This window comes from Fredinandcohnia quinoae (assembly GCF_022427965.1).
Lineage (GTDB): Bacteria > Bacillota > Bacilli > Bacillales > Bacillaceae_L > Ferdinandcohnia > Ferdinandcohnia quinoae.
In genome coordinates this window covers 97,118-118,793 of the sequence record NZ_JAKTTI010000001.1, presented here as the reverse complement: position 1 = coordinate 118,793, position 21,676 = coordinate 97,118, and the positions used below count along the sequence as shown (strand labels likewise).

Below are 21,676 nucleotides of genomic sequence, written 5' to 3'. Positions count from 1 at the left end.
GGTGATTTTATACATGGAGAAATGGTTTAATGTCGGAAAAATTGTGAATACACATGGAATCAGAGGTGAGGTTCGAATTATCTCAAGAACTGACTTTCCAGAGGAACGATATCAGATTGGTAATCGTTTATTTGTCTTTATCCCAGAAAAGGATCCAATAGAGGTAGTCGTGAAATCTCATCGATTACATAAGCAGTTTGATTTACTTACTTTTGAGGGTTATGAAAATGTGAATGATGTAGAGCCTCTTAAAGGTGCACTTTTGAAAGTACCTGAGAGTCAATTAACTGAATTAGGTGAGGACGAATTTTATTTTCATGAAATAATAGGCTGCCAAGTAATAAGTGAATCAGGGGAAGAAATAGGAGTTATTAAAGAAATTTTAACACCTGGAGCGAATGATGTGTGGGTTGTTAAAGGAACAAGAGCAAAGGAAATTTTAATCCCATACATTGATGATATTGTTAAAGAAATTAACATTAAGGAGAAGAAGATCAAAATTCATCTTATGGAAGGACTTTTATAATAATGAAAATTGATATTTTAACTCTATTTCCTGATATGTTCTCAGGTGTATTAGGTGAATCAATCATGAAAAAAGCACAGGAGAAGGTTAAAGTTACCTTTAATGTAATTGATTTTCGTAAATACGCTGATAACAAGCATCTTAAGGTCGATGATTACCCATACGGTGGCGGAGCAGGAATGGTGCTTATGCCACAACCAATTTTTGCTGCAGTCGATGATCTTACCAAAGAAAAAATAAAAAAGCCAAGAATTATCCTTATGTGTCCACAAGGTGCCACGTTTACACAAGAAAAAGCCGAGGAATTAGCTGCTGAGGATCATCTTATTTTTATTTGTGGTCATTATGAAGGGTATGACGAGCGGATAAGGGAACATCTAATCACCGATGAAATTTCGATTGGAGATTACGTATTAACAGGTGGAGAATTAGCAGCAATGGTTATTACAGACAGTGTCGTAAGGCTTTTGCCAGGGGTATTGGGAAATGAAGATTCGCCTGTGAAAGATTCACATAGCAGTGGGCTGCTTGAACATCCACATTATACAAGACCTGCCAATTTTAATGGCTTGGATGTACCAGAGGTGCTTCTATCTGGAAATCACAAAAATATTGATCTATGGCGGGAAAAGGAATCCCTAAGAAGAACTCTTAAGCGTAGGCCTGATATGTTAGATAAAATAAAACTATCAGATCAACAAAAAAAGTGGATAAAAGAATTTGAAGCAGAAAATATATAGCTATTGCAACTGCTAGTAATTTATGATAATATACTTTTTGTGACTTATGCATTATTCTATGTCGTATGTCAGTATTAAGATGTTCCGCTGCAATTAAGATTGATAAGAGCATCTGTTGGAAGGAGTTGAAAAGACGATGCAACAATTAATTGAAGAAATCACAAAAGAACAATTAAAAACTGACCTTCCTAGTTTCCGTCCTGGTGACACTGTACGTGTACATGTTAAAGTTATCGAGGGAACTCGTGAACGTATCCAGGTTTATGAAGGTGTTGTGATTAAGCGTCGTGGTGGCGGAATTAGTGAAACATTCACAGTAAGAAAAGTTTCTTACGGTGTTGGTGTTGAGCGTACATTCCCTGTGCATACACCTAAAATTGCGAAGTTAGAAGTAGTACGTCGCGGTAAAGTTCGCCGTGCAAAATTATACTACCTACGTGAACTTCGTGGTAAAAAAGCACGTATTAAAGAAATTCGATAATAAAAGTAGAGGAGCTTGTATTCGTAACAAGCTCCTTTTACATTATTGGAAATAAATAAATATAATATGGAAAAATACATAATATATTAAGAGTGTAAATAATAGAGTAGGACCAAATGCTTATATAGTTAGAGTCGGGTGGAGGAGAAAAGATGGCTAAAAGAAAAAATGAAGTTTGGGAATGGTTAAAAGCATTAGCAATAGCAGTTATTTTAGCAGCAGTTATCCGTTACTTTTTCTTTGCACCGATTGTAGTAGATGGACAATCTATGATGCCTACCTTGCATCATCAAGACCGTATGATCGTTAATAAAATTGGATATAAGATAGGGAAACCGAAGCGGTTTGATATTGTTGTATTCCATGCAACGGTAGAAAAGGATTATATTAAACGGATAATTGGACTACCGGGTGACAGAATTGAATATAAGGATGATATTTTATATGTAAATGGTAAGCAATATGAAGAATCATATCTTGATGAATATAAGAAAGGGTTAATAGATGGGCCTCTAACAGACTCATTTGTTTTTGAAGAAGTTCCAGAGGGGTATTTATTTGTAATGGGGGATAATCGCCGCAATAGTAAAGATAGCCGTCATATCGGTCCTGTTCCTATTGATGAGGTGTTAGGAGAAACAAATCTAATCTATTGGCCGTTATCTGATTTTGGATTAGTAGAATAAAGTAATGTAAACGAAAAGTAAGTTGGTGAAAATTTTGACTATTCAATGGTTTCCTGGCCATATGGCAAAAGCAAGAAGGCAAGTAACTGAAAAACTAAAATTAATTGATATTGTATTTGAGCTTGTTGATGCGAGAATTCCATTATCTTCAAGAAATCCTATGATTGACGAGATTATTAAAAATAAACCAAGGCTAGTACTACTTAATAAAGCAGATATGGCAGATCCAAAACGTACAAAAGAATGGATTTCATATTTTGCAGAAAATGACATACCTGCATTAGCAATCGATTCTCACGCAGGGGTAGGTATGAAGCAAATAGTAGCTGAAGCAAACCTCATTTTAAAAGATAAATTTGATAAAATGACCGCTAGAGGAATACGTCCACGTGCGATTCGAGCATTAATTGTTGGGATTCCCAATGTTGGAAAATCTACTTTGATTAATCGACTTGCAAAGAAAAAAATTGCTCAAACAGGGGATCGGCCAGGGGTTACAAAAGCACAGCAATGGATAAAAGTTGGTAAGGAATTAGAGCTTCTTGATACGCCAGGAATTTTATGGCCAAAATTTGAGGATCAATCAGTTGGACTTAAATTAGCTACAACGGGCGCAATTAAGGATACAATCTTAAATTTGCAAGACATTGCAGTATATGCTTTATCCTTTTTAAAAGAAAATTATCCTTTAAGTTTGAAGGAACGATATCAACTTGAAGAGATTCCATCCGAAATAGTACCACTATTTGATGAAATCGGGAAGAGAAGAGGTTGTATGATGCCCGGTGGAATGACAGACTATGATAAGGTTGCAGAACTAGTCATACGAGACATTCGTTCTGAAAATCTTGGGAAAATTACATTTGAAAGACCTTAAAAACTTTATTTATCAAATATAACTAGGCTCGCTAAATGCGGGCCTTTAATTTTTGGTGAAAATGTCGATAAAAAAGATATATACATTTTGAGGGTGAGAAATTATGTCGCAATTACCAATTAATGAAATTGAAAAAATAATAAAATCAATTGAAGATGAAAATCATGAATTTATTATAAATTGCAAAAAGGATGAACGTAAAGGAGTTCAGGCATTACTACAGCGGTGGCAGAAAAGAAAAGAAAAAGAAAGAAAATTAAAAGATCGTTTTTTTGAAATGATGACATATGAAAATTCCCTTTATAATAAAGGAATCAAGTATATTGCGGGTGTAGATGAAGTTGGGCGTGGTCCACTTGCAGGACCAGTCGTAGCAGCGGCAGTAATCTTACCACAAAATATTTTTTTGCCTGGTTTGAATGATTCAAAAAAGCTAACTGAAACGAAGAGAGAAGAATTATTTGAACAAATTATGAATGGTGCACTCTCAATAGGGGTAGGAATTATTACTCCTCAAATGATTGACGAGGTTAATATATATCAAGCTACAAAACAGGCAATGAAAAAGGCGGTAATGGGAATGGCACTTAAGCCGGATCTCTTATTGGTAGATGCAATGGAAATCCCAATACAGATACCACAATCGTCCATCATAAAAGGGGATGAAAAGTCAAACTCAATTGCCGCAGCCTCAATTATCGCTAAGGTAACGAGAGATCGCCTAATGAAGAGATTAGGGGAAGAATATCCACAATATGGTTTTGAAAGAAATATGGGTTATGGTACAGCTATACACATGGAGGCACTACAGAAATATGGAATTACGAAAGAGCATCGTAAATCCTTCTCACCTATCCGAGAATTAATCAATAATGATAAGGGGTAGAAAGCATGTTACCAATAAATCTTCTCCAATCCTTTTTACGAAATATGAATACTCACGATTTACATATTGAAGCAAAACACGCTAACAAGCTTGAAAAAAATCTCGAGCAGGAAATGGTTTCTCTGATGAAATTTTCTATGAATCAAAAAAATATGAGTAAAACAAATCCTTTGTTCTCACAGGTAGACCAAATTCAATTTAATCAGAGTGAATCAAGTCAGCTTCAACAAATTAGTATGCAATTTCCACAATTAGTAGGGTTCCCATTCAATAGGGCAACTGTTCAGTGGAATGGTAAAAAGGACAATGATGAAAAAATAAACCCTGATTACTGTCAAATACTATTTTATTTGGATTTAAAAGAAATAAGAGAAACTGTGTTGGATGTAAAAGTCCAAAATAGAATTGTGACAATTACTATTTTTAATCATACAGTAGGTATTGACAATTTGATTGAGGAATTAAAACCAACAATAAAGGAAAACTTAGCAAAGCTTCAGTTTAGCCTTGCCTCTGTTAAAGTAATCAATCCAAATGATGAACAGCAATCCCAGAAGGATACTCAAAAAGGATCTGGCCAAAATAATGGGGTGGACATTAAGATATGAGTAAAAATCTGAATAAAAAAAGTAAAGCTGTTGCATTGTCATATGATGAAAAAATTCACTCAGCACCAAAAATTATTGCAAAAGGAAACGGTATTGTAGCAGAGAATCTTATTGAAACAGCAATTGCTAATAATATTCCTGTGCAAGTTGATACTAATTTAGTAGAGTTGTTAAGTAAGTTAGAAATCAACGAAAGTATTCCAGAAGATTTATATTTAGCTGTGGCTGAAATATTTGCATTTATCTATAAGATTGATCAAAAGGTGTCAATCAATGAGGAATAATACTTTTTGAGTATAATAATTCATTACTCAATCTATTTTTAAAAAAACTATTCTACTATTTTTGCTAAATGGTAGACAATCACTATTTCATCTTATAAAATGAAAGCGCAGTCTATTTTTTAAATTAGAATTTTATAATTAATTCTGACTGTAATTAGAAATTTGCCAGGAGAAAATGTATAATAGCATTTGGACTGACAAAGTTATCATTACTTTTTTTACATAAGAATGGAGGATGGGAAATGAATATCCATGAGTATCAGGGGAAAGAAATCCTCAGGAAATATGGGGTAGCAGTTCCAAATGGTAAGGTTGCATTTACAGTTGATGAAGCTGTAGAGGCTGCTAAAGAACTGGGAACTGCAGTTTGTGTTGTTAAAGCGCAAATTCATGCAGGTGGTCGTGGAAAAGCTGGTGGTGTAAAGGTTGCCAAAAATCTTGATGAAGTACGTGGTTATGCTAGCGAAATTCTTGGTAAAACACTTGTCACACATCAAACTGGTCCAGAAGGAAAAGAAGTAAAACGTTTATTAATTGAAGAAGGCTGCGATATCAAGAAAGAATATTATATCGGACTTGTACTTGATCGTGCGACTTCACGAGTTGTATTAATGGCATCAGAAGAAGGTGGAACTGAAATCGAAGAGGTTGCAGAAAAAACACCTGAGAAAATCTTTAAGGAATATATTGATCCAGTAGTTGGACTGCAAGCGTACCAAGCTCGTCGAATTGCTTTCAATATCAATATTCCAAAGGAATTAGTTAATAAAGCAGTTAAATTCATGACCGCTTTATATACTGCATTTGTTGAAAAGGATTGCTCTATTGCCGAAATTAATCCGTTAGTTGTTACTGGTGATGGAAATGTAATGGCGCTTGATGCAAAATTAAACTTCGATGATAATGCACTATTCCGTCAGAAGGATGTTCTTGAGTATCGTGATCTAGATGAAGAGGATCCAAAAGAAATTGAAGCTTCTAAATACGATCTTAGCTATATTTCATTAGATGGAAACATCGGTTGTATGGTTAATGGAGCAGGTCTTGCAATGTCTACAATGGATATTATTAACCATTATGGCGGTGATCCGGCTAACTTCCTTGATGTTGGGGGCGGTGCTACAGCTGAAAAAGTTACTGAGGCATTCAAAATCATACTTTCTGATAAAAATGTTAAAGGTATTTTCGTAAATATCTTTGGTGGAATAATGAAATGTGATGTAATCGCTGAAGGTGTTGTAACGGCTACTAAACAAGTTGGATTAGAAATCCCACTAGTTGTACGTCTTGAAGGAACAAATGTAGACCTAGGTAAAAAGATTCTAAAAGAGTCGGGCCTTAATATAACTGCTGCTGAATCAATGGCAGATGGTGCACAAAAAATCGTATCACTAGTAGGATAGAAAGGCAGGGGACAAACATGAGTGTTTTTATTAATAAAGATACAAAAGTAATTGTTCAAGGAATAACTGGTTCAACCGCGTTATTTCATACAAAACAAATGCTTGAATACGGTACAAAAATTGTGGGCGGAACTTCACCAGGGAAGGGTGGAAGTGAAGTAGAAGGAGTACCAGTATATAACACTGTTAAGGAAGCTGTTGATACTACTGGTGCAAATGCTTCTGTTATCTACGTTCCAGCTCCTTTTGCAGCAGATGCTATTTTAGAAGCTGTAGATGCGGAATTAGATTTAGTTATTTGTATTACAGAGCATATTCCTGTGCTTGATATGGTAAAAGTAAAACGCTATATGGAGGGTAAAAAGACTCGTTTAGTAGGACCTAACTGTCCTGGTGTTATCACTCCAGAAGAGTGTAAAATCGGTATTATGCCTGGTTACATCCATAAAAAAGGTCATGTTGGTGTTGTTTCACGTTCGGGAACATTAACGTATGAAGCTGTACATCAGTTATCTCAAGCTGGAATTGGTCAATCAACAGCTGTTGGTATTGGTGGAGACCCGGTAAATGGGACAAATTTTATTGATGTACTAAAGGCGTTTAATGAAGATGAAGAAACATATGCTGTCATCATGATTGGTGAAATTGGTGGTACAGCTGAAGAAGAAGCTGCTGAGTGGGTAAGAGCAAATATGACTAAACCAGTAGTAGGATTTATCGGTGGTCAAACTGCACCTCCGGGAAAACGTATGGGCCATGCTGGTGCGATAATTTCAGGTGGTAAAGGTACTGCTGCTGAGAAAATTAAAACGATGAATGAGTGTGGAATTAAGGTTGCTGAAACACCTTCAGTAATGGGTGAAACATTAATTTCCGTTTTAAAAGAACAGGGTCTTTTCGAGAAATGTAAGACTCATTAATTCCTATTTAAAGAATCAGTTCCTTTTTTTAGGGACTGTTTCTTTATCATACAAAAAAGGAGCTTTTTATGGAAAAATTACGAGAAAAATTAATACATCTTCACCATTGTCGAGGAATTGGTTGGAAATCGATTTATTGTCTTCTAAAGGTTGACCCCATACTTTCTTCTATATATAATTACTCTTCAAGGTTCTACGAAAAAATTCTCCCAATTTCAAAAACTCAATTAAAATTATTTCTAAATGATTTGCATTCTGAATCATTCCAAAGTATGCTAAAACAATATAATATGAATAATATCCAGACGATTACCATTCTTGATGATCATTATCCATATCGACTGAAACAAATCTATGATCCGCCATGGGTATTGTATTATTTAGGAAATCCTGCAATTTTAAATGAAAATAAGATAATTAGTGTTGTTGGTTCACGAACACCAACAAGCTATGGCTATCATAGTATGGAAAAGGTTCTTACACCCCTTATCCGAAAAAAATGGGTTGTAAGTAGTGGATTAGCAAAAGGGATAGATACTAGAGCACATCAATTAGCGATACATAATAGAGGAAAAACGATAGCGGTTATTGCTGGTGGATTATATCATATATATCCTCCAGAAAATCGTGAACTTGCTGGAGTTATTAAGGAACACCATTTACTTATATCTGAGTATCCACCATATATGAAACCTGAGAAATGGCAATTTCCGATGAGAAATCGAATTATCAGTGGACTAGCCGCTGGTACAATTGTAATTGAGGCAAAAGATCGCAGTGGTTCGCTAATTACAGCTGATCAAGCAATTCAACAAGGTAGAGAAGTATTTGCGATTCCTGGTTCAATCTTCGAGGAGTCCAGTATTGGTACTAATAAATTGATTCAAAGTGGAGCGAAATTAGTTTTAAGCAGTGAAGACATTTTAGCAGAATTTGAATATGTTATATAAGCTTTTTGCAATATGAATAATAAAAAACATGTATATACTGTTTGACAAATTGTATAAGTATATTTAATAATAGGTAGGATTTAAATAATTTCGATTTTACCTCTTAAGGAGGAAGCACTTCATGTCAGACTTTTTAGTCATTGTTGAATCACCAGCAAAAGCAAAAACAATTGAAAAATATTTGGGAAAAAAATATAAAGTAAAGGCATCAATGGGCCATGTTAGAGATTTACCACGTAGTCAAACAGGAGTAGATGTTGATAACCAGTTTGAACCAAAGTATATTACAATTCGTGGTAAAGGACCGGTGCTGAAGGATTTAAAAACTGCAGCAAAAAAAGCGAAGAAAGTCTATCTCGCAGCTGACCCGGATCGAGAAGGGGAAGCAATTGCCTGGCATTTGGCCCATAGTTTGAACTTAGATGTTACTTCAGACTGCAGAGTTGTTTTTAATGAGATAACGAAGGATGCTATCAAAGAATCATTTAAACATCCGCGTGCTATTAATATGGATTTGGTTGATGCACAACAGGCGAGACGAATTCTTGACAGATTAGTAGGCTATAATATTAGTCCATTACTTTGGAAAAAGGTGAAAAAAGGATTAAGTGCTGGAAGAGTACAATCTGTTGCAGTTAGGCTAATAATTGAACGAGAAAATGAAATTCAAGATTTTCAGCCTGAAGAATATTGGACAATTAAAGGGGATTTCTTAAAAGGAAATAACCAATTTGAAGCTCAATTCTACGGTATCAATGGGAAAAAAATTGATTTAAATAATGAGAGTGATGTTAAAGAAAATCTGCGGAAGTTGGAAGGTAATACATTTTCTGTTCACTCGGTTACTAAGAAAGAACGGAAAAGAAATCCAGCACCTCCTTTCATCACATCATCATTACAGCAGGAAGCTGCCAGAAAGTTAAACTTCCGAGCGAAAAAGACAATGATGCTTGCCCAGCAATTATATGAAGGAATAAACATAGGAAAAGATGGAACTGTTGGTTTGATAACCTATATGCGAACAGACTCAACTCGAATATCTGAAACTGCTGTTCAAGAAGCATCTGAATATATTGGAACTACCTTTGGCAAAGAATATGTTACAGAAGTGAAACGAAAAGAAAAAAAGGGTGCTAAAACACAGGATGCCCATGAAGCAATTCGTCCAACATCTATTTATAGAGAACCGAGCAGTGTTAAAGAATTTTTAAGTCGAGATCAGTTACGTTTATACAAGTTGATTTGGGAACGTTTTATAGCAAGTCAAATGGCATCTGCAATAATGGATACAATGAGTGTAGATCTTATGAATGGACCAGTTGTTTTTCGTGCAACAGGTTCAAAAGTGAAATTCCCTGGTTTTATGAAAGTGTATGTTGAGGGAAGTGACGATGTCGAAGAAGAAAAGGAGAAAATGTTACCTGACTTAAAAGAGGGGGACAAGATATTATCTAAAGATATTGATCCTAAACAGCATTTTACTCAACCACCTCCTAGATACACTGAAGCACGCCTAGTTAGAATGTTAGAGGAACTAGGAATAGGAAGACCGTCAACGTATGCTCCAACTTTAGATACGATCCAAAAACGAGGTTATGTCTCACTTGATAATAAAAGATTTGTTCCAACTGAATTGGGGGAAATTGTATTAGAACTCATGTTGGAATTCTTCCCGGAAATTCTTGATGTAGAGTTTACAGCTAAAATGGAAAATAGCTTGGATGAAATAGAAGAGGGAAAAGTGGAATGGGTTAAAATTATAGATGAATTTTATCAGGATTTTGAAAAAAGATTAACGTTTGCTGAGTCAGAAATGAAGGAAGTTGAAATAAAGGATGAGCCTGCAGGCATAGACTGTGATAATTGTGGGCATCCAATGGTATTTAAGATGGGCCGTTATGGTAAATTCATGGCATGTTCGAATTTTCCTGATTGTCGTAACACGAAACCAATCGTAAAAGAAATTGGTGTTCCATGTGACAAATGTGGAAAAGGAAATATTATCGAAAGAAAATCTAAAAAGAGAAGAATATTTTACGGTTGTGATCGATATCCTGACTGTGATTTCTTATCATGGGATAAACCGTTAGCTAGAAAGTGTCCAAAATGTGAAAATCTTCTTGTTGAAAAGAAGTTGAAGAAGGGAATTCAAGTACAGTGTACAGAATGTGACTACAAAGAGGAGACCCAAAAGTAGCCACTTGGTGAGCATATCAGCTGCTCACCATTTTCTATTAATCGAAACACGCTCTCGGACACAATTCAGAATTTTTGAAAAAAATTATAGTTTTTGTTTGCAAGGGCTACTAAATTGTGATACTATTTAGTAGCCCTTGTGAGGTGAAGATAATGGAAAATGTGAAGAAATCGTTACAATTGTTTATTGAATATTTACAAATTGAGAAAAATTATTCACAATATACTATTGTTCATTATGAACAAGCAATTGAAGATTTTATATTGTTTATGAATCAACAATTGCTTTTACATTTTTCAGATATAACCTACTCTGATGTTCGTCTTTATCTAACGGAACTTTATAATCAACAGTTCGCAAGACGAACAGTTGCCAGAAAAATCTCGAGTTTGCGTAGCTTTTTTCAATTTCTTCTTAGGGAAAAATTGATTATTGATAATCCATTTTCATTAGTTTCCTTACCAAAGAAGGACCAAACGATTCCACACTTTCTTTATAAAGAAGAATTGGAGAAGCTTTTTGAAGCATCTGATCGTTCGACTAGCACGGGTCAACGAGATCAGGCATTATTAGAGATTTTATATGCGACAGGGATTCGTGTTAGTGAGTGTTGCCAGATTCAATTACAAGATATTGATTTTTCATTAGGTACAATTTTAGTACATGGTAAAGGAAATAAACAGCGCTATGTACCTTTTGGAAGTTATGCAGACCACGCATTACATGAATATATATCAAATGGTCGTAAGCAATTAATGGAAAAATCAACACTTCGAACAAATCATTTATTTTTAAATTTTCGAGGTGGATCGCTTACTACCAGGGGAGTAAGACATATATTAAACAATATAATTAAAAGGGCTTCTTCAACAATACATATTAGTCCGCACGTACTTAGGCATACGTTCGCAACACATTTATTGAATGAAGGTGCAGATATGAGGTCTGTTCAGGAATTATTAGGACATAAAAATCTATCGTCGACACAGATTTATACTCATGTTACAAAAGACCATTTGAGATATATATATATGTCTTCACATCCACGTGCATAAGGAGGTAAACGTGAAAATGTCTAGTTTCCATGCAACAACAATATTTGCTGTTAAACACAAAGGAAAATCAGCTATGGCAGGTGACGGTCAAGTTACATTTGGAAATGCTGTTGTTATGAAACACACCGCAAGAAAGGTACGAAAGCTTTTTCAAGATAAGGTAATCGCAGGATTTGCAGGCTCAGTTGCAGATGCCTTTACTTTATTTGAAATGTTTGAGGGTAGATTGGAAGAGTTTAATGGAAATTTACAAAGAGCTGCCGTTGAACTTGCGAAAGAGTGGAGGAGTGATAAAGTACTCCGAAAGCTTGAGGCCATGCTAATCGTAATGAACGAGAAAGATTTATTGCTTATATCTGGTACAGGTGAGGTCATTGAACCTGATGATGGAATATTAGCAATAGGTTCCGGTGGCAATTATGCTTTATCTGCTGGGCGTGCATTAAAAAAATATTCTGGTGAACATTTAAGTGCTAACGAAATTGCAAAAGCAGCCTTAGAAATTGCGAGTGAAATTTGTGTGTATACTAATCAAAATATTATAGTTGAGGAACTATAGGAGGAGATTAAAATGAGGACAAATCTAACTCCAAGACAAATTGTAGAAAAACTAGATCAATTTATTGTAGGTCAAAATCAAGCAAAAAGGGCAGTATCGATTGCATTAAGAAATCGATATCGACGGAGCTTGCTTGATGAGAAACTTAGGGATGAAGTTGTTCCTAAAAATATTTTAATGATTGGACCAACAGGGGTTGGTAAGACTGAAATTGCAAGACGTTTAGCCAAGCTTGTTGGAGCGCCTTTTATTAAAATAGAAGCAACTAAATTTACCGAAGTAGGTTATGTTGGTCGAGATGTGGAATCGATGGTTCGTGATCTTATCGAGACATCTGTTCGTCTTGTAAAAGAAGAAAAAATGGTAGATGTTAAAGAAAGAGCAGTTGAAAATGCAAATAAACGCTTGGTTGAATTGCTCGTACCTAGCTCAAAAAAACAATCCAACTATAAAAATCCGTTGGAAATGTTATTTGGAGGCAACACAACTTCAGAAAATGATACTGAAAGACAATCTGAAGACGAGAGCATAAGTGACCGGAGAAAAAGAACGGCACATAAGCTCGCGTTGGGAGAGCTTGAAGATCATTATGTTACGGTAGAAGTAGAGGAACAAGCACCTTCCATGTTTGATATGCTTCAAGGCTCAGGTATGGAGCAAATGGGAATGAATATGCAAGATGCCTTAAGTAGCTTCATGCCTAAAAAAAGAAAAAAGAGGAAATTAACAGTTAAAGAAGCTCGTAAAGTTTTAACGAATGATGAAGCTGCAAAACTAATTGATATGGATGAAGTAACCCAAGATGCAATTATTCGAGCAGAACAAACAGGGATTATTTTTATTGATGAAATTGACAAGATTGCGGGAAAAGGGCAAAATTCTTCCTCAGCTGATGTATCTAGAGAGGGCGTTCAACGTGATATTCTACCGATTGTAGAGGGATCTACTGTTGTAACCAAATATGGTTCAGTTAAAACAGACCATGTGCTTTTCATAGCTGCAGGTGCTTTTCATATGTCAAAACCGTCTGATTTAATACCTGAATTACAAGGTCGTTTTCCAATTCGGGTTGAGTTAACAAAATTAACTGTGGATGATTTTTATCGAATTTTAGTAGAGCCTGATAATGCTCTTTTAAAACAATATATAGCTTTATTAGAAACAGAAGGTATACAACTTGAATTTTCTGACGATGCTATTCGTAGGATAGCTGAAGTTGCGTATCAAGTAAATCAAGACACAGATAATATTGGTGCTCGTAGATTACATACGATTTTAGAAAGACTTTTAGAAGATTTATCTTTTGAAGCCCCTGATATATCGATGGAAAAAATTACGATTACACCAAAATATGTAGATGAAAAATTAAGTACTATCGCTAAAAATAAAGATTTAAGTCAATTTATTTTGTAAAAAGTTCAGGAGGAGTAATTTAAAATGCCATTATTAGAAAGAACTAGAAAAATTAATTCAATGTTACAAAAAGCCGCTGGTAAACCAGTTAACTTCAAAGAAATGTCTGAAACATTACGTGATGTAATTGGTGCAAACATTTTCTTATTAAGTCGTCGTGGCAAGTTACTTGGCTTTACAATTAATCAACAAATTGAAAATGAACGAATGAAAAAAATGCTCGAGGATCGCCAATTTCCAGAAGAATACACAAAAAGTTTATTTAACATTACGGAAACATCTTCAAATCTAGATATAAATAGCGAATATACAGCTTTTCCTGTTGAGAACAAAGAGTTATTTATGAGTGGCTTAACAACGATTGTTCCAATTATCGGTGGTGGAGAACGATTAGGTACACTTATCCTATCCCGTTTAGAAGAAGATTTTGGAAATGACGATCTAATTCTTGCTGAATACGGTGCTACTGTAGTTGGTATGGAAATTCTACGTGAAAAAGCAGAAGAAATTGAAGAGGAAGCAAGAAGTAAAGCAGTTGTACAAATGGCTATTAGTTCATTATCATACAGTGAATTTGAAGCAATTGAACATATTTTTGAAGAGCTTAACGGAAATGAAGGATTATTAGTAGCAAGTAAAATTGCTGATAGAGTTGGTATAACAAGATCTGTTATTGTAAATGCACTAAGAAAGTTAGAAAGTGCTGGTGTAATAGAATCTCGTTCATTAGGTATGAAAGGTACATACATAAAAGTACTTAATGACAAATTTTTATTTGAATTAGAAAAGTTAAAATCTAACTAATAACCAATCAAAAAAAAGATGGTTCATCCATCTTTTTTTTTTGCGGAAATATACTTTTGGAAAAAATGATGCGATAAATGCTATTTTTCGTCAAAAATAGTCAATGGAAAAAACTACACCTCCGAAAAATGTAAAAAAACAGTGAATGTTGTCTTAGTAACAACTATAATATACATAGAAGTGACCAGGACTAAAGAAGGATATTGTCGAAAAAAGGGTGATTTTCCATTAAGCTTCATAGACAGATAGGTAAAAATTCATTAGAATGAGATTTGTGTTACACAATTCATTATATATATTCGAAGCAAGTAGTACTTTTGTGAGGGGATAAAATTGAAACTTTTTTCTAATACAATAAAATCACTGGAAAATGCGCTAGATTACTCATCTTTAAGACAAAAGGTAATCTCTAATAACATCGCAAATGTAGATACGCCAAACTATAAAGCGAAAGATGTTAGCTTTAAGGACCATCTTACTAAGGAAGTTGGACAGCAAATGAGTGCCTATCGAACTAGTGAGAAGCATTTAGAATTCTCTCGCGGTAGCAGTTCTAACTATCAAATCACTACAAAAAACGACACATCTTATAATCATAATGGGAATAACGTTGATGTTGATAAAGAGATGGCAATATTAGCGGAAAATCAAATCTACTATAACGCCGTAACGGATCGCATAAGTGGGAAGTTTAACTCACTAAAGTCAGTAATTAGAGGAGGGAAGTAAGGATGTCGATTTTTCATAGTTTAAATAATAGTGCTTCAGCATTAACTGCTGGAAGACTAAGAATGGATGTTATTTCATCGAATATGGCAAATATTGATACTACCCGAGGAAAGCTGGTAAATGGTGAATGGGAACCATATAAAAGGAAGATGGTTGTCCAGCAACAACAGGGCGGGAACTTTTCTTCTTATCTTTCAAAAGCTGTAAATAGTAATAGTGTAGGTAATGGTGTGAAAGTAGCAAAAATCGTTGAAGATGAGACTCCGTTTGAACTTGTTTATAACCCAGATCATCCAGATGCAAACGAAGATGGCTATGTAGAGATGCCAAATGTTGATCCATTAAAAGAAATGGTGGATTTGATGAGTGCAACAAGAACGTATGAAGCAAATGTGACAGTCTTTAATGCATCAAAAGGAATGTTAATGAAAGCATTAGAAATTGGAAAATAGGTGAAATGTATGATTGATAAAATAAATTCAACAGCTCCACAAATATTTAATAAAACTTCAGTAAAACTACCTAGTGCAAATGAATCGCATGCAAACTTTGGCACTTTTCTAAAAGATGCACTTAATAATGTAAATAAAGCACAAAATAATTCAGATATAATGACACAAAAATTAATTAACGGCGAAAATGTAGAACTTCATCAAGTAATGATTGCTTCGGAAAAAGCAAGTGTTTCATTACAAGCAACTCTCGAAATCCGCAACAAAGTAATTGAAGCTTACCAGGAAATTATGAGAATGCAGGTCTAGTATGCCGATTACTTATTTCATCTTGTGACTAAGGGGCATGTTATGAACGAGAAACTAAACCAATATAAAAATAGAATAGTAGAATTTTGGAAGAAACGGTCATCCCTTCAAAAAGGCCTTATAATAGGGGGGCCAATTTTAGTTATATTATTACTAACACTTACTGTTGTTATAACGTCAAAACAAAATCTCGTACCGCTATATACTAATCTATCGGTACAAGAAACAGGGCAAATTAAAGCTACACTGGATTCAAAAGGCATTAAATCAGAAATTGCTGATAATGGAAAAACAATAAAAGTTCCTGAAGAAATGGTACAAACCTTAATGGTAGATTTAGCTGCAGAAGGTATACCTGATAGTGGAAATATAGATTATTCATTTTTTGCTCAAAACTCTGGTTTCGGTATGACTGATAATGAATTTAATGTCATGAAATTAGAAGCAACGCAAACAGAGCTTTCCAATCTGATTAAGGGCTTTGAAGGTGTGAATGATGCAAGTGTAATGATCACTGTACCAGAACAAGGTATTTTTGTAACAGAAAATAAGGAAGAGGCTTCAGCGGCTATTAGATTAAATACGAAGCCTGGATACAAATTTGATCAAGAGCAAATAAAATCATTATATCATCTAGTTTCTAAAAGCGTTCCGAACCTTCCTACTGATAATATCGTCATTACCAATCAATATTTTGAGTACTTTGATCTAGAAAATGAAGAAGATGCAGCAGGTGTTGGAAATATTGCTTCACAACTTGATTTAAAGCACGAAGTTGAACGTGATATCCAGAGACAAGTACAACAAATGCTTGGAACAATGATGGGGCAAGATAAGGTCGTAGTTTCTGTAACTACTGATATTGATTTTTCACAAGAAAATCGCCATGAAGACATAGTTACACCAGTTGATCCCGAAAATAATGAAGGGATTGATATTAGTGTGGAACGAATTACTGAAACATTTACTGGAAATGGAGCACAAGCTGGGGGCACTGCTGTAACAGGTGATGCTGATATACCGGGCTATGTTGCTGGCGATGAAGCAAATAATGGAGATTATGAAAAAGTCGAAGAACGTGTAAATAAAGAAGTAAATCGTATTAAGAAAGATATCGTTGAAGCACCTTATAAAATCAGAGATTTAGGTATCCAAGTAATGGTTGAAGCTCCAAATCCGGAAGATCCTTCATCATTACCAAATAGTACTGTTGAGGATATTGAGAAAATTTTGAGCACAATTGTAAGAACAAGCGTTAATAAAGATGCGAACGAACAGCTAACAGAAGATGAAATTAAAGATAAAATTGTTGTTTCGGTTCAAAAATTTAATGGAAAACAAGCTGTTAATACAGATGAAACTAGTAAGGCTAAGATTCCATTATGGATTTACATTGTTGGTGGAGTTTTAGTAGTACTGTTGATTGTTGTTTTAGTATTGTTATTTCGTAAAAAGAAAAATAACAATATCGAAGAAACGATTGAAGAAAATGAGGATGTCTTTTTTAATCCAATTCCTGATGTTAATGAAGAGAATGAATCTGAGGCTTCAGTTAGAAGAAAACAACTCGAAAAGATGGCAAAAGATAAACCAGATGATTTTGCAAAACTATTGCGTTCATGGCTAACTGAGGATTAAGGGGGTTACAAATATGGCAAAACGGGATGTTCATAGTGAATTAACAGGAAAGCAAAAAGCAGCCATACTCTTAATCTCTTTAGGACCAGATGTTTCTGCATCCGTATATAAACATTTATCTGAAGAAGAAATTGAAAAACTTACATTGGAGATTTCAGGTGTAAGGAAAGTCGATGCTGCTGCAAAAGAACAAATTATGGAAGAGTTTCATCAAATAGCTCTAGCTCAGGATTATATTACTCAGGGTGGAATTGGTTATGCGAAGACTGTTTTGGAAAAAGCACTAGGTCAAGAGCAAGCAAGTGTTATCATAAACCGACTAACTTCTTCGCTACAGGTGAAACCTTTTGATTTTGCTAGAAAAGCGGATCCGGGTCAAATTCTTAATTTTATTCAAAACGAACACCCGCAAACAATCGCCTTAATTTTATCGTATCTTGACTCAACACAGGCTGCACAAATACTTTCTGAATTGCCTCAAGATGTACAGGCAGATATTGCAAGGAGAATTGCGATAATGGATTCGACGTCACCTGAAATTATTAATGAGGTTGAACAAATTTTGGAACGTAAATTATCTGCAACTGTTACGCATGATTATACACAAACTGGTGGAATCGAGGCAGTTGTAGAAGTGTTAAATGGTGTTGATCGAGCAACAGAGAGGACAATTTTGGATGCATTAGAAATTCAAGATCCGGAATTAGCTGAAGAAATTAAGAAACGGATGTTTGTATTCGAAGACATCGTTACATTGGATAACCGTGCAATTCAACGTGTTATTAGGGATGTTGAAAATGAAGATCTTATGCTTTCACTTAAGGTTGCAAGTGAAGAAGTTAAGGATATTGTGTTTAAAAATATGTCTAGTCGTATGGTTGAGACCTTTAAAGAAGAAATGGAATTCATGGGTCCAGTTAGATTACGTGACGTTGAAGAGGCACAAACTCGAATTGTATCCGTAATTAGAAGATTAGAAGAAGCTGGCGAAATTGTTATTGCTCGTGGTGGAGGAGATGATATCATTGTCTAACGTAATTAAGTCGGGATTAGCACATAGTTCAGATACCTCTAAACGTATTATTGAATTAAAAATACTTCAATTTAGTGATACCAATAATGAGGAGGAAGAAACTACTCCTCAACATACGTATGGAGAGATTTTGGAAGAGGCTAATAGTAAGGCTAAAAAGATTATGGATGATGCCATCAGTTATTCAAACGCAATACGCCAACAAATGGAGCAAGAGAGGCAAAACTGGGAGATTGAGAAGCTACAATTGATTGAAAACGCAAAAGAAGAAGGATTTTTAATCGGTATTCAACAAGGAAAAGAAGCGGGATATGCTGAATGCAACGATTTGATTGCTGAAGGGAAAGAAGTAATTGAGGCATCAAAGCGTGATTATGATCAATACCTACAATCCTCTGAAGAGGTTATTCTTAAATTAGGAATAAAAATTGCAGAGAAAATATTATCAACACACTTAACTGAACATCCAGATGATTATTTGTATCTTGTAAAAAAAGCAATCAAGGAAGTGAAAGAACATACGAATATTACAATTCATGTAAATCCTTCCTATTATCCGTTATTTGTAAAGCAAAAAGACGAACTTCTAGCAATCTTTAATCGGGAAACAGATATATATATATATCCATCTGAAGAGCTAAAAGAAACAGATTGTCTCATAGAGTCTTCATTTGGAAAAATTGATGCAAGTGTTGATAGTCAACTAATGGAAATAAAAGAAAAGCTTCTTTCTTTTCTAATGGAGGAATAATTCGTGAGGGCAATAGAACTTCTCAGTGAAATTAATTCAATAGATTCCTATAAACGCTACGGAAAAGTTTCTAGAGTTGTTGGTTTAATGATTGAATCAAGAGGTCCTGAGTGTTCCATTGGGGATATATGTAATATTTTAGTCGGCTCAACTAAAAAAAGAAGTATACAAGCTGAAGTTGTTGGCTTCCGTGAAGAAAATGTCATATTAATGCCATTTTCAAATGTGAAGGATATTTCACCAGGTAGTATTGTAGAAGGAACTGGCAAACCACTTGATATCAAGGTTGGGGCTTCTCTTATTGGAAAAGTGTTGGACCCTCTTGGTCAAACTCTTGATGGAAGCTTAGCGACTAGAGGGTTGACATCTGTTCCAACTGAACAGGAACCACCAAATCCGATGAATCGTCCACCAATTGATGAACCAATTGAAGTTGGAGTAAGAATGATTGATAGTTTATTAACGGTTGGAAAAGGTCAACGAGTTGGTATCTTTGCGGGTAGTGGTGTTGGTAAGAGTACATTATTAGGGATGATTGCACGCAATACGACGGCAGATATTAACGTAATTGCACTTGTTGGGGAACGTGGTAGAGAAGTACGAGAATTTATGGAAAAGGATTTAGGTGAGGAAGGCTTAAAGAGATCAATTGTGGTCGTTGCCACATCTGACCAACCAGCATTATTAAGGATGAAGGCTGCAATGACCGCAACCGCAATTGCAGAATATTTTAGGGATCAAGGCCAAAATGTAATGCTGATGATGGATTCAGTTACACGTGTCGCAATGGCGGGAAGAGAGATTGGATTGGCGATTGGTGAACCACCAACTACAAAAGGATATACTCCAAGTGTATTCGCTACACTTCCTAAGCTTTTAGAACGTACTGGTGCAAATGATGTTGGAACAATTACTGCTTTTTATACTGTCTTAGTTGATGGTGATGATATGAATGAACCAATTGCTGATACGGTTAGAGGTATTTTAGATGGCCATTTTGTCTTAGACAGAAACCTTGCTAATAAAGGACAGTATCCTGCTATCAATGTGTTGAAAAGTATTAGTCGTGTAATGAATCAAATTGTGGTTAAGAATCATAAGAAGAATGCTGAAAAACTTAGAGGTATTTTGGCTACGTATATGAACTCTGAAGACTTAATTAATATAGGTGCTTATAAAAGAGGCTCATCCATTGAAGTTGATGAAGCGATCCGCTATTATCCAAAAATCATCTCATTTCTTAAACAAGAAACAGATGAAAAGGTTACATTCGAAGATAGTGTGCAACAATTAAATCAACTTACTGAAAAAGGTGAATGATCCCTATGAGTTATCAATTTAAATTTCAAAAAATATTAACGATAAAAGAAAATGAAAAAAATCAAGTTTTAGCTGATTATAAGGAATCAGTTAAGGAGTTTGAGAATGTTGCCCAAGGTTTATATGATTCCCTTAAGAAGAAAGAAACTCTTGAAGAGCATCAGCGCGAAGAATTGACTAATGGTCTATCCATTGATGATATTAGAAGCCAACAGTACTTTATTTCGAGCTTGGAAAAAACAATTAATTATTATCAACAATTAGTTGTAAAAAGTAGAAATAAAATGCAAAAACTACAGGCGATTCTAACTGAAAAAAATATTGAAGTGAAAAAATATGAGAAAATATCAGAGCGGGATTTTGCAAATCATGTACAAACAATAAATGCTTTTGAAAATCATTTTATGGATGAAATCTCGATTCAACAATATATGAACAAAGGAATTTAGGTGAGAGTATGGAAACTACTGAAAAAGATTATAGTAAAATCCAATGGTTTCTTTTCGTTATCTTCATTCCAACTCTTTTTACAGTCATATTAGTAATTGTATTATTATCTGTTGCTGGTGTTAATACGCTTGGAATGGTAAAAGATTTTGCTGAAAAAGTGCCTGTGATATCAAATCTGTTTACTGAGGAAGAAAAAGCAACTGAAAAAAATGAGAAAACGGAAGAAAAAGTTGTAAAACTTCAAACAGAAATTAGCAAGAAGAAAGAAAGTATCGATAAACTTGAAAAATCATTAACTACAAAACAAGAGGAAATTGATTCTCTAAAGCTGGAAATTAGTAAACTTACAAATGAATTAACAAGCCTTCAGGAGGATACTCTTTCGAAAGGGAGAACGTTTGAAGAACTTACGAAGATGTATGAAACGATGTCACCTAAGAATGCTGCTTTAATTATTCCCAATTTAAAGGAGTCAGATGCAAAAGAAATACTGGCTACTATCAAAACGGATAAACTTGCTGCAATTTTAGAGAAAATGTCTCCGGAAGACGCAGCTAAGTATACTGAGTTATTAACGAAATAAAGCTGTTATGTATTTGGAAGGA

25 protein-coding genes are annotated in these 21,676 nt (G+C 34.8%); all 25 read left to right on the top strand.

The window, feature by feature from the left end; translation table 11 throughout:
- Window positions 1-13 precede the first annotated feature (13 nt).
- The 25 genes from rimM (at window position 14) to MJG50_RS00470 (ending at window position 21,654) form a co-directional block, all read left to right on the top strand.
- Window positions 14-526: a ribosome maturation factor RimM gene (rimM, locus tag MJG50_RS00590; RefSeq protein ID WP_240251823.1), complete on the top strand. Its 513-nt coding sequence runs from the start codon at window positions 14-16 to the stop codon at window positions 524-526.
- A 2-nt stretch (window positions 527-528) separates the two neighbouring features.
- Window positions 529-1,266, top strand: a complete 738-nt coding sequence (trmD, locus tag MJG50_RS00585) for a tRNA (guanosine(37)-N1)-methyltransferase TrmD (RefSeq protein WP_240251821.1) — start codon at window positions 529-531, stop codon at window positions 1,264-1,266.
- 136 nt (window positions 1,267-1,402) lie between these two features.
- Entirely contained in the window at window positions 1,403-1,747 is a 345-nt protein-coding gene (gene rplS / locus MJG50_RS00580; RefSeq protein WP_240251819.1) for a 50S ribosomal protein L19, read from the top strand.
- 152 nt (window positions 1,748-1,899) lie between these two features.
- Entirely contained in the window at window positions 1,900-2,433 is a 534-nt protein-coding gene (lepB, locus tag MJG50_RS00575; protein ID WP_240251817.1) for a signal peptidase I, read from the top strand.
- A gap of 34 nt (window positions 2,434-2,467) precedes the next feature.
- Window positions 2,468-3,310, top strand: coding sequence for a ribosome biogenesis GTPase YlqF (ylqF, locus tag MJG50_RS00570; protein WP_240252311.1), 843 nt, complete (start codon window positions 2,468-2,470; stop codon window positions 3,308-3,310).
- Between the two features lie 103 nt (window positions 3,311-3,413).
- Window positions 3,414-4,196, top strand: coding sequence for a ribonuclease HII (gene rnhB, locus MJG50_RS00565; protein ID WP_240251815.1), 783 nt, complete (start codon window positions 3,414-3,416; stop codon window positions 4,194-4,196).
- Window positions 4,197-4,201: 5 nt separating this feature from the next.
- On the top strand, window positions 4,202-4,804 hold the full coding sequence (locus MJG50_RS00560; RefSeq protein WP_240251813.1) for a hypothetical protein: 603 nt from the start codon (window positions 4,202-4,204) through the stop codon (window positions 4,802-4,804).
- Complete coding sequence (locus tag MJG50_RS00555) at window positions 4,801-5,088, top strand: EscU/YscU/HrcU family type III secretion system export apparatus switch protein (protein ID WP_240251811.1); 288 nt, start codon at window positions 4,801-4,803, stop codon at window positions 5,086-5,088. The genes MJG50_RS00560 and MJG50_RS00555 overlap by 4 nt, the downstream gene beginning before the upstream one ends.
- 242 nt (window positions 5,089-5,330) lie before the next feature.
- The gene (gene sucC, locus MJG50_RS00550) at window positions 5,331-6,491 is read left to right on the top strand and encodes an ADP-forming succinate--CoA ligase subunit beta (protein WP_240251809.1); all 1,161 of its coding nucleotides are present in this window, start codon (window positions 5,331-5,333) and stop codon (window positions 6,489-6,491) included.
- Between the two features lie 17 nt (window positions 6,492-6,508).
- Window positions 6,509-7,411 carry a succinate--CoA ligase subunit alpha gene (gene sucD / locus MJG50_RS00545; RefSeq protein WP_240251807.1) on the top strand — a complete coding sequence of 301 codons (903 nt, stop codon included), beginning with the start codon at window positions 6,509-6,511 and terminating at the stop codon, window positions 7,409-7,411.
- 68 nt (window positions 7,412-7,479) lie between these two features.
- On the top strand, window positions 7,480-8,361 hold the full coding sequence (gene dprA, locus MJG50_RS00540) for a DNA-processing protein DprA (RefSeq protein ID WP_240251805.1): 882 nt from the start codon (window positions 7,480-7,482) through the stop codon (window positions 8,359-8,361).
- A 121-nt stretch (window positions 8,362-8,482) separates the two neighbouring features.
- Window positions 8,483-10,558, top strand: coding sequence for a type I DNA topoisomerase (gene topA, locus MJG50_RS00535; RefSeq protein ID WP_240251803.1), 2,076 nt, complete (start codon window positions 8,483-8,485; stop codon window positions 10,556-10,558).
- A 152-nt stretch (window positions 10,559-10,710) separates the two neighbouring features.
- A complete protein-coding gene (gene xerC, locus MJG50_RS00530; protein WP_240251801.1) occupies window positions 10,711-11,613 on the top strand; it encodes a tyrosine recombinase XerC in 903 nt (300 codons plus the stop codon).
- Window positions 11,614-11,629: 16 nt separating this feature from the next.
- Window positions 11,630-12,172, top strand: a complete 543-nt coding sequence (hslV, locus tag MJG50_RS00525; protein WP_240251799.1) for an ATP-dependent protease subunit HslV — start codon at window positions 11,630-11,632, stop codon at window positions 12,170-12,172.
- 12 nt (window positions 12,173-12,184) lie between these two features.
- Complete coding sequence (hslU, locus tag MJG50_RS00520) at window positions 12,185-13,585, top strand: ATP-dependent protease ATPase subunit HslU (protein WP_240251797.1); 1,401 nt, start codon at window positions 12,185-12,187, stop codon at window positions 13,583-13,585.
- A gap of 24 nt (window positions 13,586-13,609) precedes the next feature.
- Entirely contained in the window at window positions 13,610-14,389 is a 780-nt protein-coding gene (gene codY, locus MJG50_RS00515) for a GTP-sensing pleiotropic transcriptional regulator CodY (protein WP_240251795.1), read from the top strand.
- Between the two features lie 333 nt (window positions 14,390-14,722).
- On the top strand, window positions 14,723-15,118 hold the full coding sequence (flgB, locus tag MJG50_RS00510; protein ID WP_240251793.1) for a flagellar basal body rod protein FlgB: 396 nt from the start codon (window positions 14,723-14,725) through the stop codon (window positions 15,116-15,118).
- Between the two features lie 2 nt (window positions 15,119-15,120).
- Complete coding sequence (gene flgC, locus MJG50_RS00505; RefSeq protein ID WP_240251791.1) at window positions 15,121-15,570, top strand: flagellar basal body rod protein FlgC; 450 nt, start codon at window positions 15,121-15,123, stop codon at window positions 15,568-15,570.
- 9 nt (window positions 15,571-15,579) lie between these two features.
- A complete protein-coding gene (gene fliE, locus MJG50_RS00500) occupies window positions 15,580-15,879 on the top strand; it encodes a flagellar hook-basal body complex protein FliE (RefSeq protein WP_240251789.1) in 300 nt (99 codons plus the stop codon).
- Between the two features lie 42 nt (window positions 15,880-15,921).
- On the top strand, window positions 15,922-17,517 hold the full coding sequence (fliF, locus tag MJG50_RS00495) for a flagellar basal-body MS-ring/collar protein FliF (RefSeq protein WP_240251787.1): 1,596 nt from the start codon (window positions 15,922-15,924) through the stop codon (window positions 17,515-17,517).
- 13 nt (window positions 17,518-17,530) lie between these two features.
- Window positions 17,531-18,550, top strand: coding sequence for a flagellar motor switch protein FliG (gene fliG / locus MJG50_RS00490; RefSeq protein WP_240251785.1), 1,020 nt, complete (start codon window positions 17,531-17,533; stop codon window positions 18,548-18,550).
- A complete protein-coding gene (fliH, locus tag MJG50_RS00485) occupies window positions 18,543-19,301 on the top strand; it encodes a flagellar assembly protein FliH (RefSeq protein WP_240251783.1) in 759 nt (252 codons plus the stop codon). The genes fliG and fliH overlap by 8 nt, the downstream gene beginning before the upstream one ends.
- 3 nt (window positions 19,302-19,304) lie before the next feature.
- A complete protein-coding gene (gene fliI, locus MJG50_RS00480; RefSeq protein WP_240251781.1) occupies window positions 19,305-20,621 on the top strand; it encodes a flagellar protein export ATPase FliI in 1,317 nt (438 codons plus the stop codon).
- Window positions 20,622-20,626: 5 nt separating this feature from the next.
- Complete coding sequence (fliJ, locus tag MJG50_RS00475; protein ID WP_240251779.1) at window positions 20,627-21,070, top strand: flagellar export protein FliJ; 444 nt, start codon at window positions 20,627-20,629, stop codon at window positions 21,068-21,070.
- Between the two features lie 8 nt (window positions 21,071-21,078).
- A complete protein-coding gene (locus MJG50_RS00470; RefSeq protein WP_240251777.1) occupies window positions 21,079-21,654 on the top strand; it encodes a MotE family protein in 576 nt (191 codons plus the stop codon).
- The last annotated feature ends 22 nt before the right edge of the window (window positions 21,655-21,676 follow it).

Coding starts and splice junctions, on each gene's coding strand:
- MJG50_RS00555 (WP_240251811.1), top strand. CDS start 4,801: ATGAGTAAAAATCTGAATAAAAAAAGTAAAGCTGTTGCATTGTCATAT.
- fliJ (WP_240251779.1), top strand. CDS start 20,627: ATGAGTTATCAATTTAAATTTCAAAAAATATTAACGATAAAAGAAAAT.
- hslV (WP_240251799.1), top strand. CDS start 11,630: ATGTCTAGTTTCCATGCAACAACAATATTTGCTGTTAAACACAAAGGA.
- fliF (WP_240251787.1), top strand. CDS start 15,922: ATGAACGAGAAACTAAACCAATATAAAAATAGAATAGTAGAATTTTGG.
- MJG50_RS00470 (WP_240251777.1), top strand. CDS start 21,079: ATGGAAACTACTGAAAAAGATTATAGTAAAATCCAATGGTTTCTTTTC.
- sucC (WP_240251809.1), top strand. CDS start 5,331: ATGAATATCCATGAGTATCAGGGGAAAGAAATCCTCAGGAAATATGGG.
- sucD (WP_240251807.1), top strand. CDS start 6,509: ATGAGTGTTTTTATTAATAAAGATACAAAAGTAATTGTTCAAGGAATA.
- fliE (WP_240251789.1), top strand. CDS start 15,580: ATGATTGATAAAATAAATTCAACAGCTCCACAAATATTTAATAAAACT.
- fliG (WP_240251785.1), top strand. CDS start 17,531: ATGGCAAAACGGGATGTTCATAGTGAATTAACAGGAAAGCAAAAAGCA.
- codY (WP_240251795.1), top strand. CDS start 13,610: ATGCCATTATTAGAAAGAACTAGAAAAATTAATTCAATGTTACAAAAA.
- lepB (WP_240251817.1), top strand. CDS start 1,900: ATGGCTAAAAGAAAAAATGAAGTTTGGGAATGGTTAAAAGCATTAGCA.
- rplS (WP_240251819.1), top strand. CDS start 1,403: ATGCAACAATTAATTGAAGAAATCACAAAAGAACAATTAAAAACTGAC.
- trmD (WP_240251821.1), top strand. CDS start 529: ATGAAAATTGATATTTTAACTCTATTTCCTGATATGTTCTCAGGTGTA.
- rnhB (WP_240251815.1), top strand. CDS start 3,414: ATGTCGCAATTACCAATTAATGAAATTGAAAAAATAATAAAATCAATT.
- hslU (WP_240251797.1), top strand. CDS start 12,185: ATGAGGACAAATCTAACTCCAAGACAAATTGTAGAAAAACTAGATCAA.
- topA (WP_240251803.1), top strand. CDS start 8,483: ATGTCAGACTTTTTAGTCATTGTTGAATCACCAGCAAAAGCAAAAACA.
- flgC (WP_240251791.1), top strand. CDS start 15,121: ATGTCGATTTTTCATAGTTTAAATAATAGTGCTTCAGCATTAACTGCT.
- MJG50_RS00560 (WP_240251813.1), top strand. CDS start 4,202: ATGTTACCAATAAATCTTCTCCAATCCTTTTTACGAAATATGAATACT.
- rimM (WP_240251823.1), top strand. CDS start 14: ATGGAGAAATGGTTTAATGTCGGAAAAATTGTGAATACACATGGAATC.
- dprA (WP_240251805.1), top strand. CDS start 7,480: ATGGAAAAATTACGAGAAAAATTAATACATCTTCACCATTGTCGAGGA.
- xerC (WP_240251801.1), top strand. CDS start 10,711: ATGGAAAATGTGAAGAAATCGTTACAATTGTTTATTGAATATTTACAA.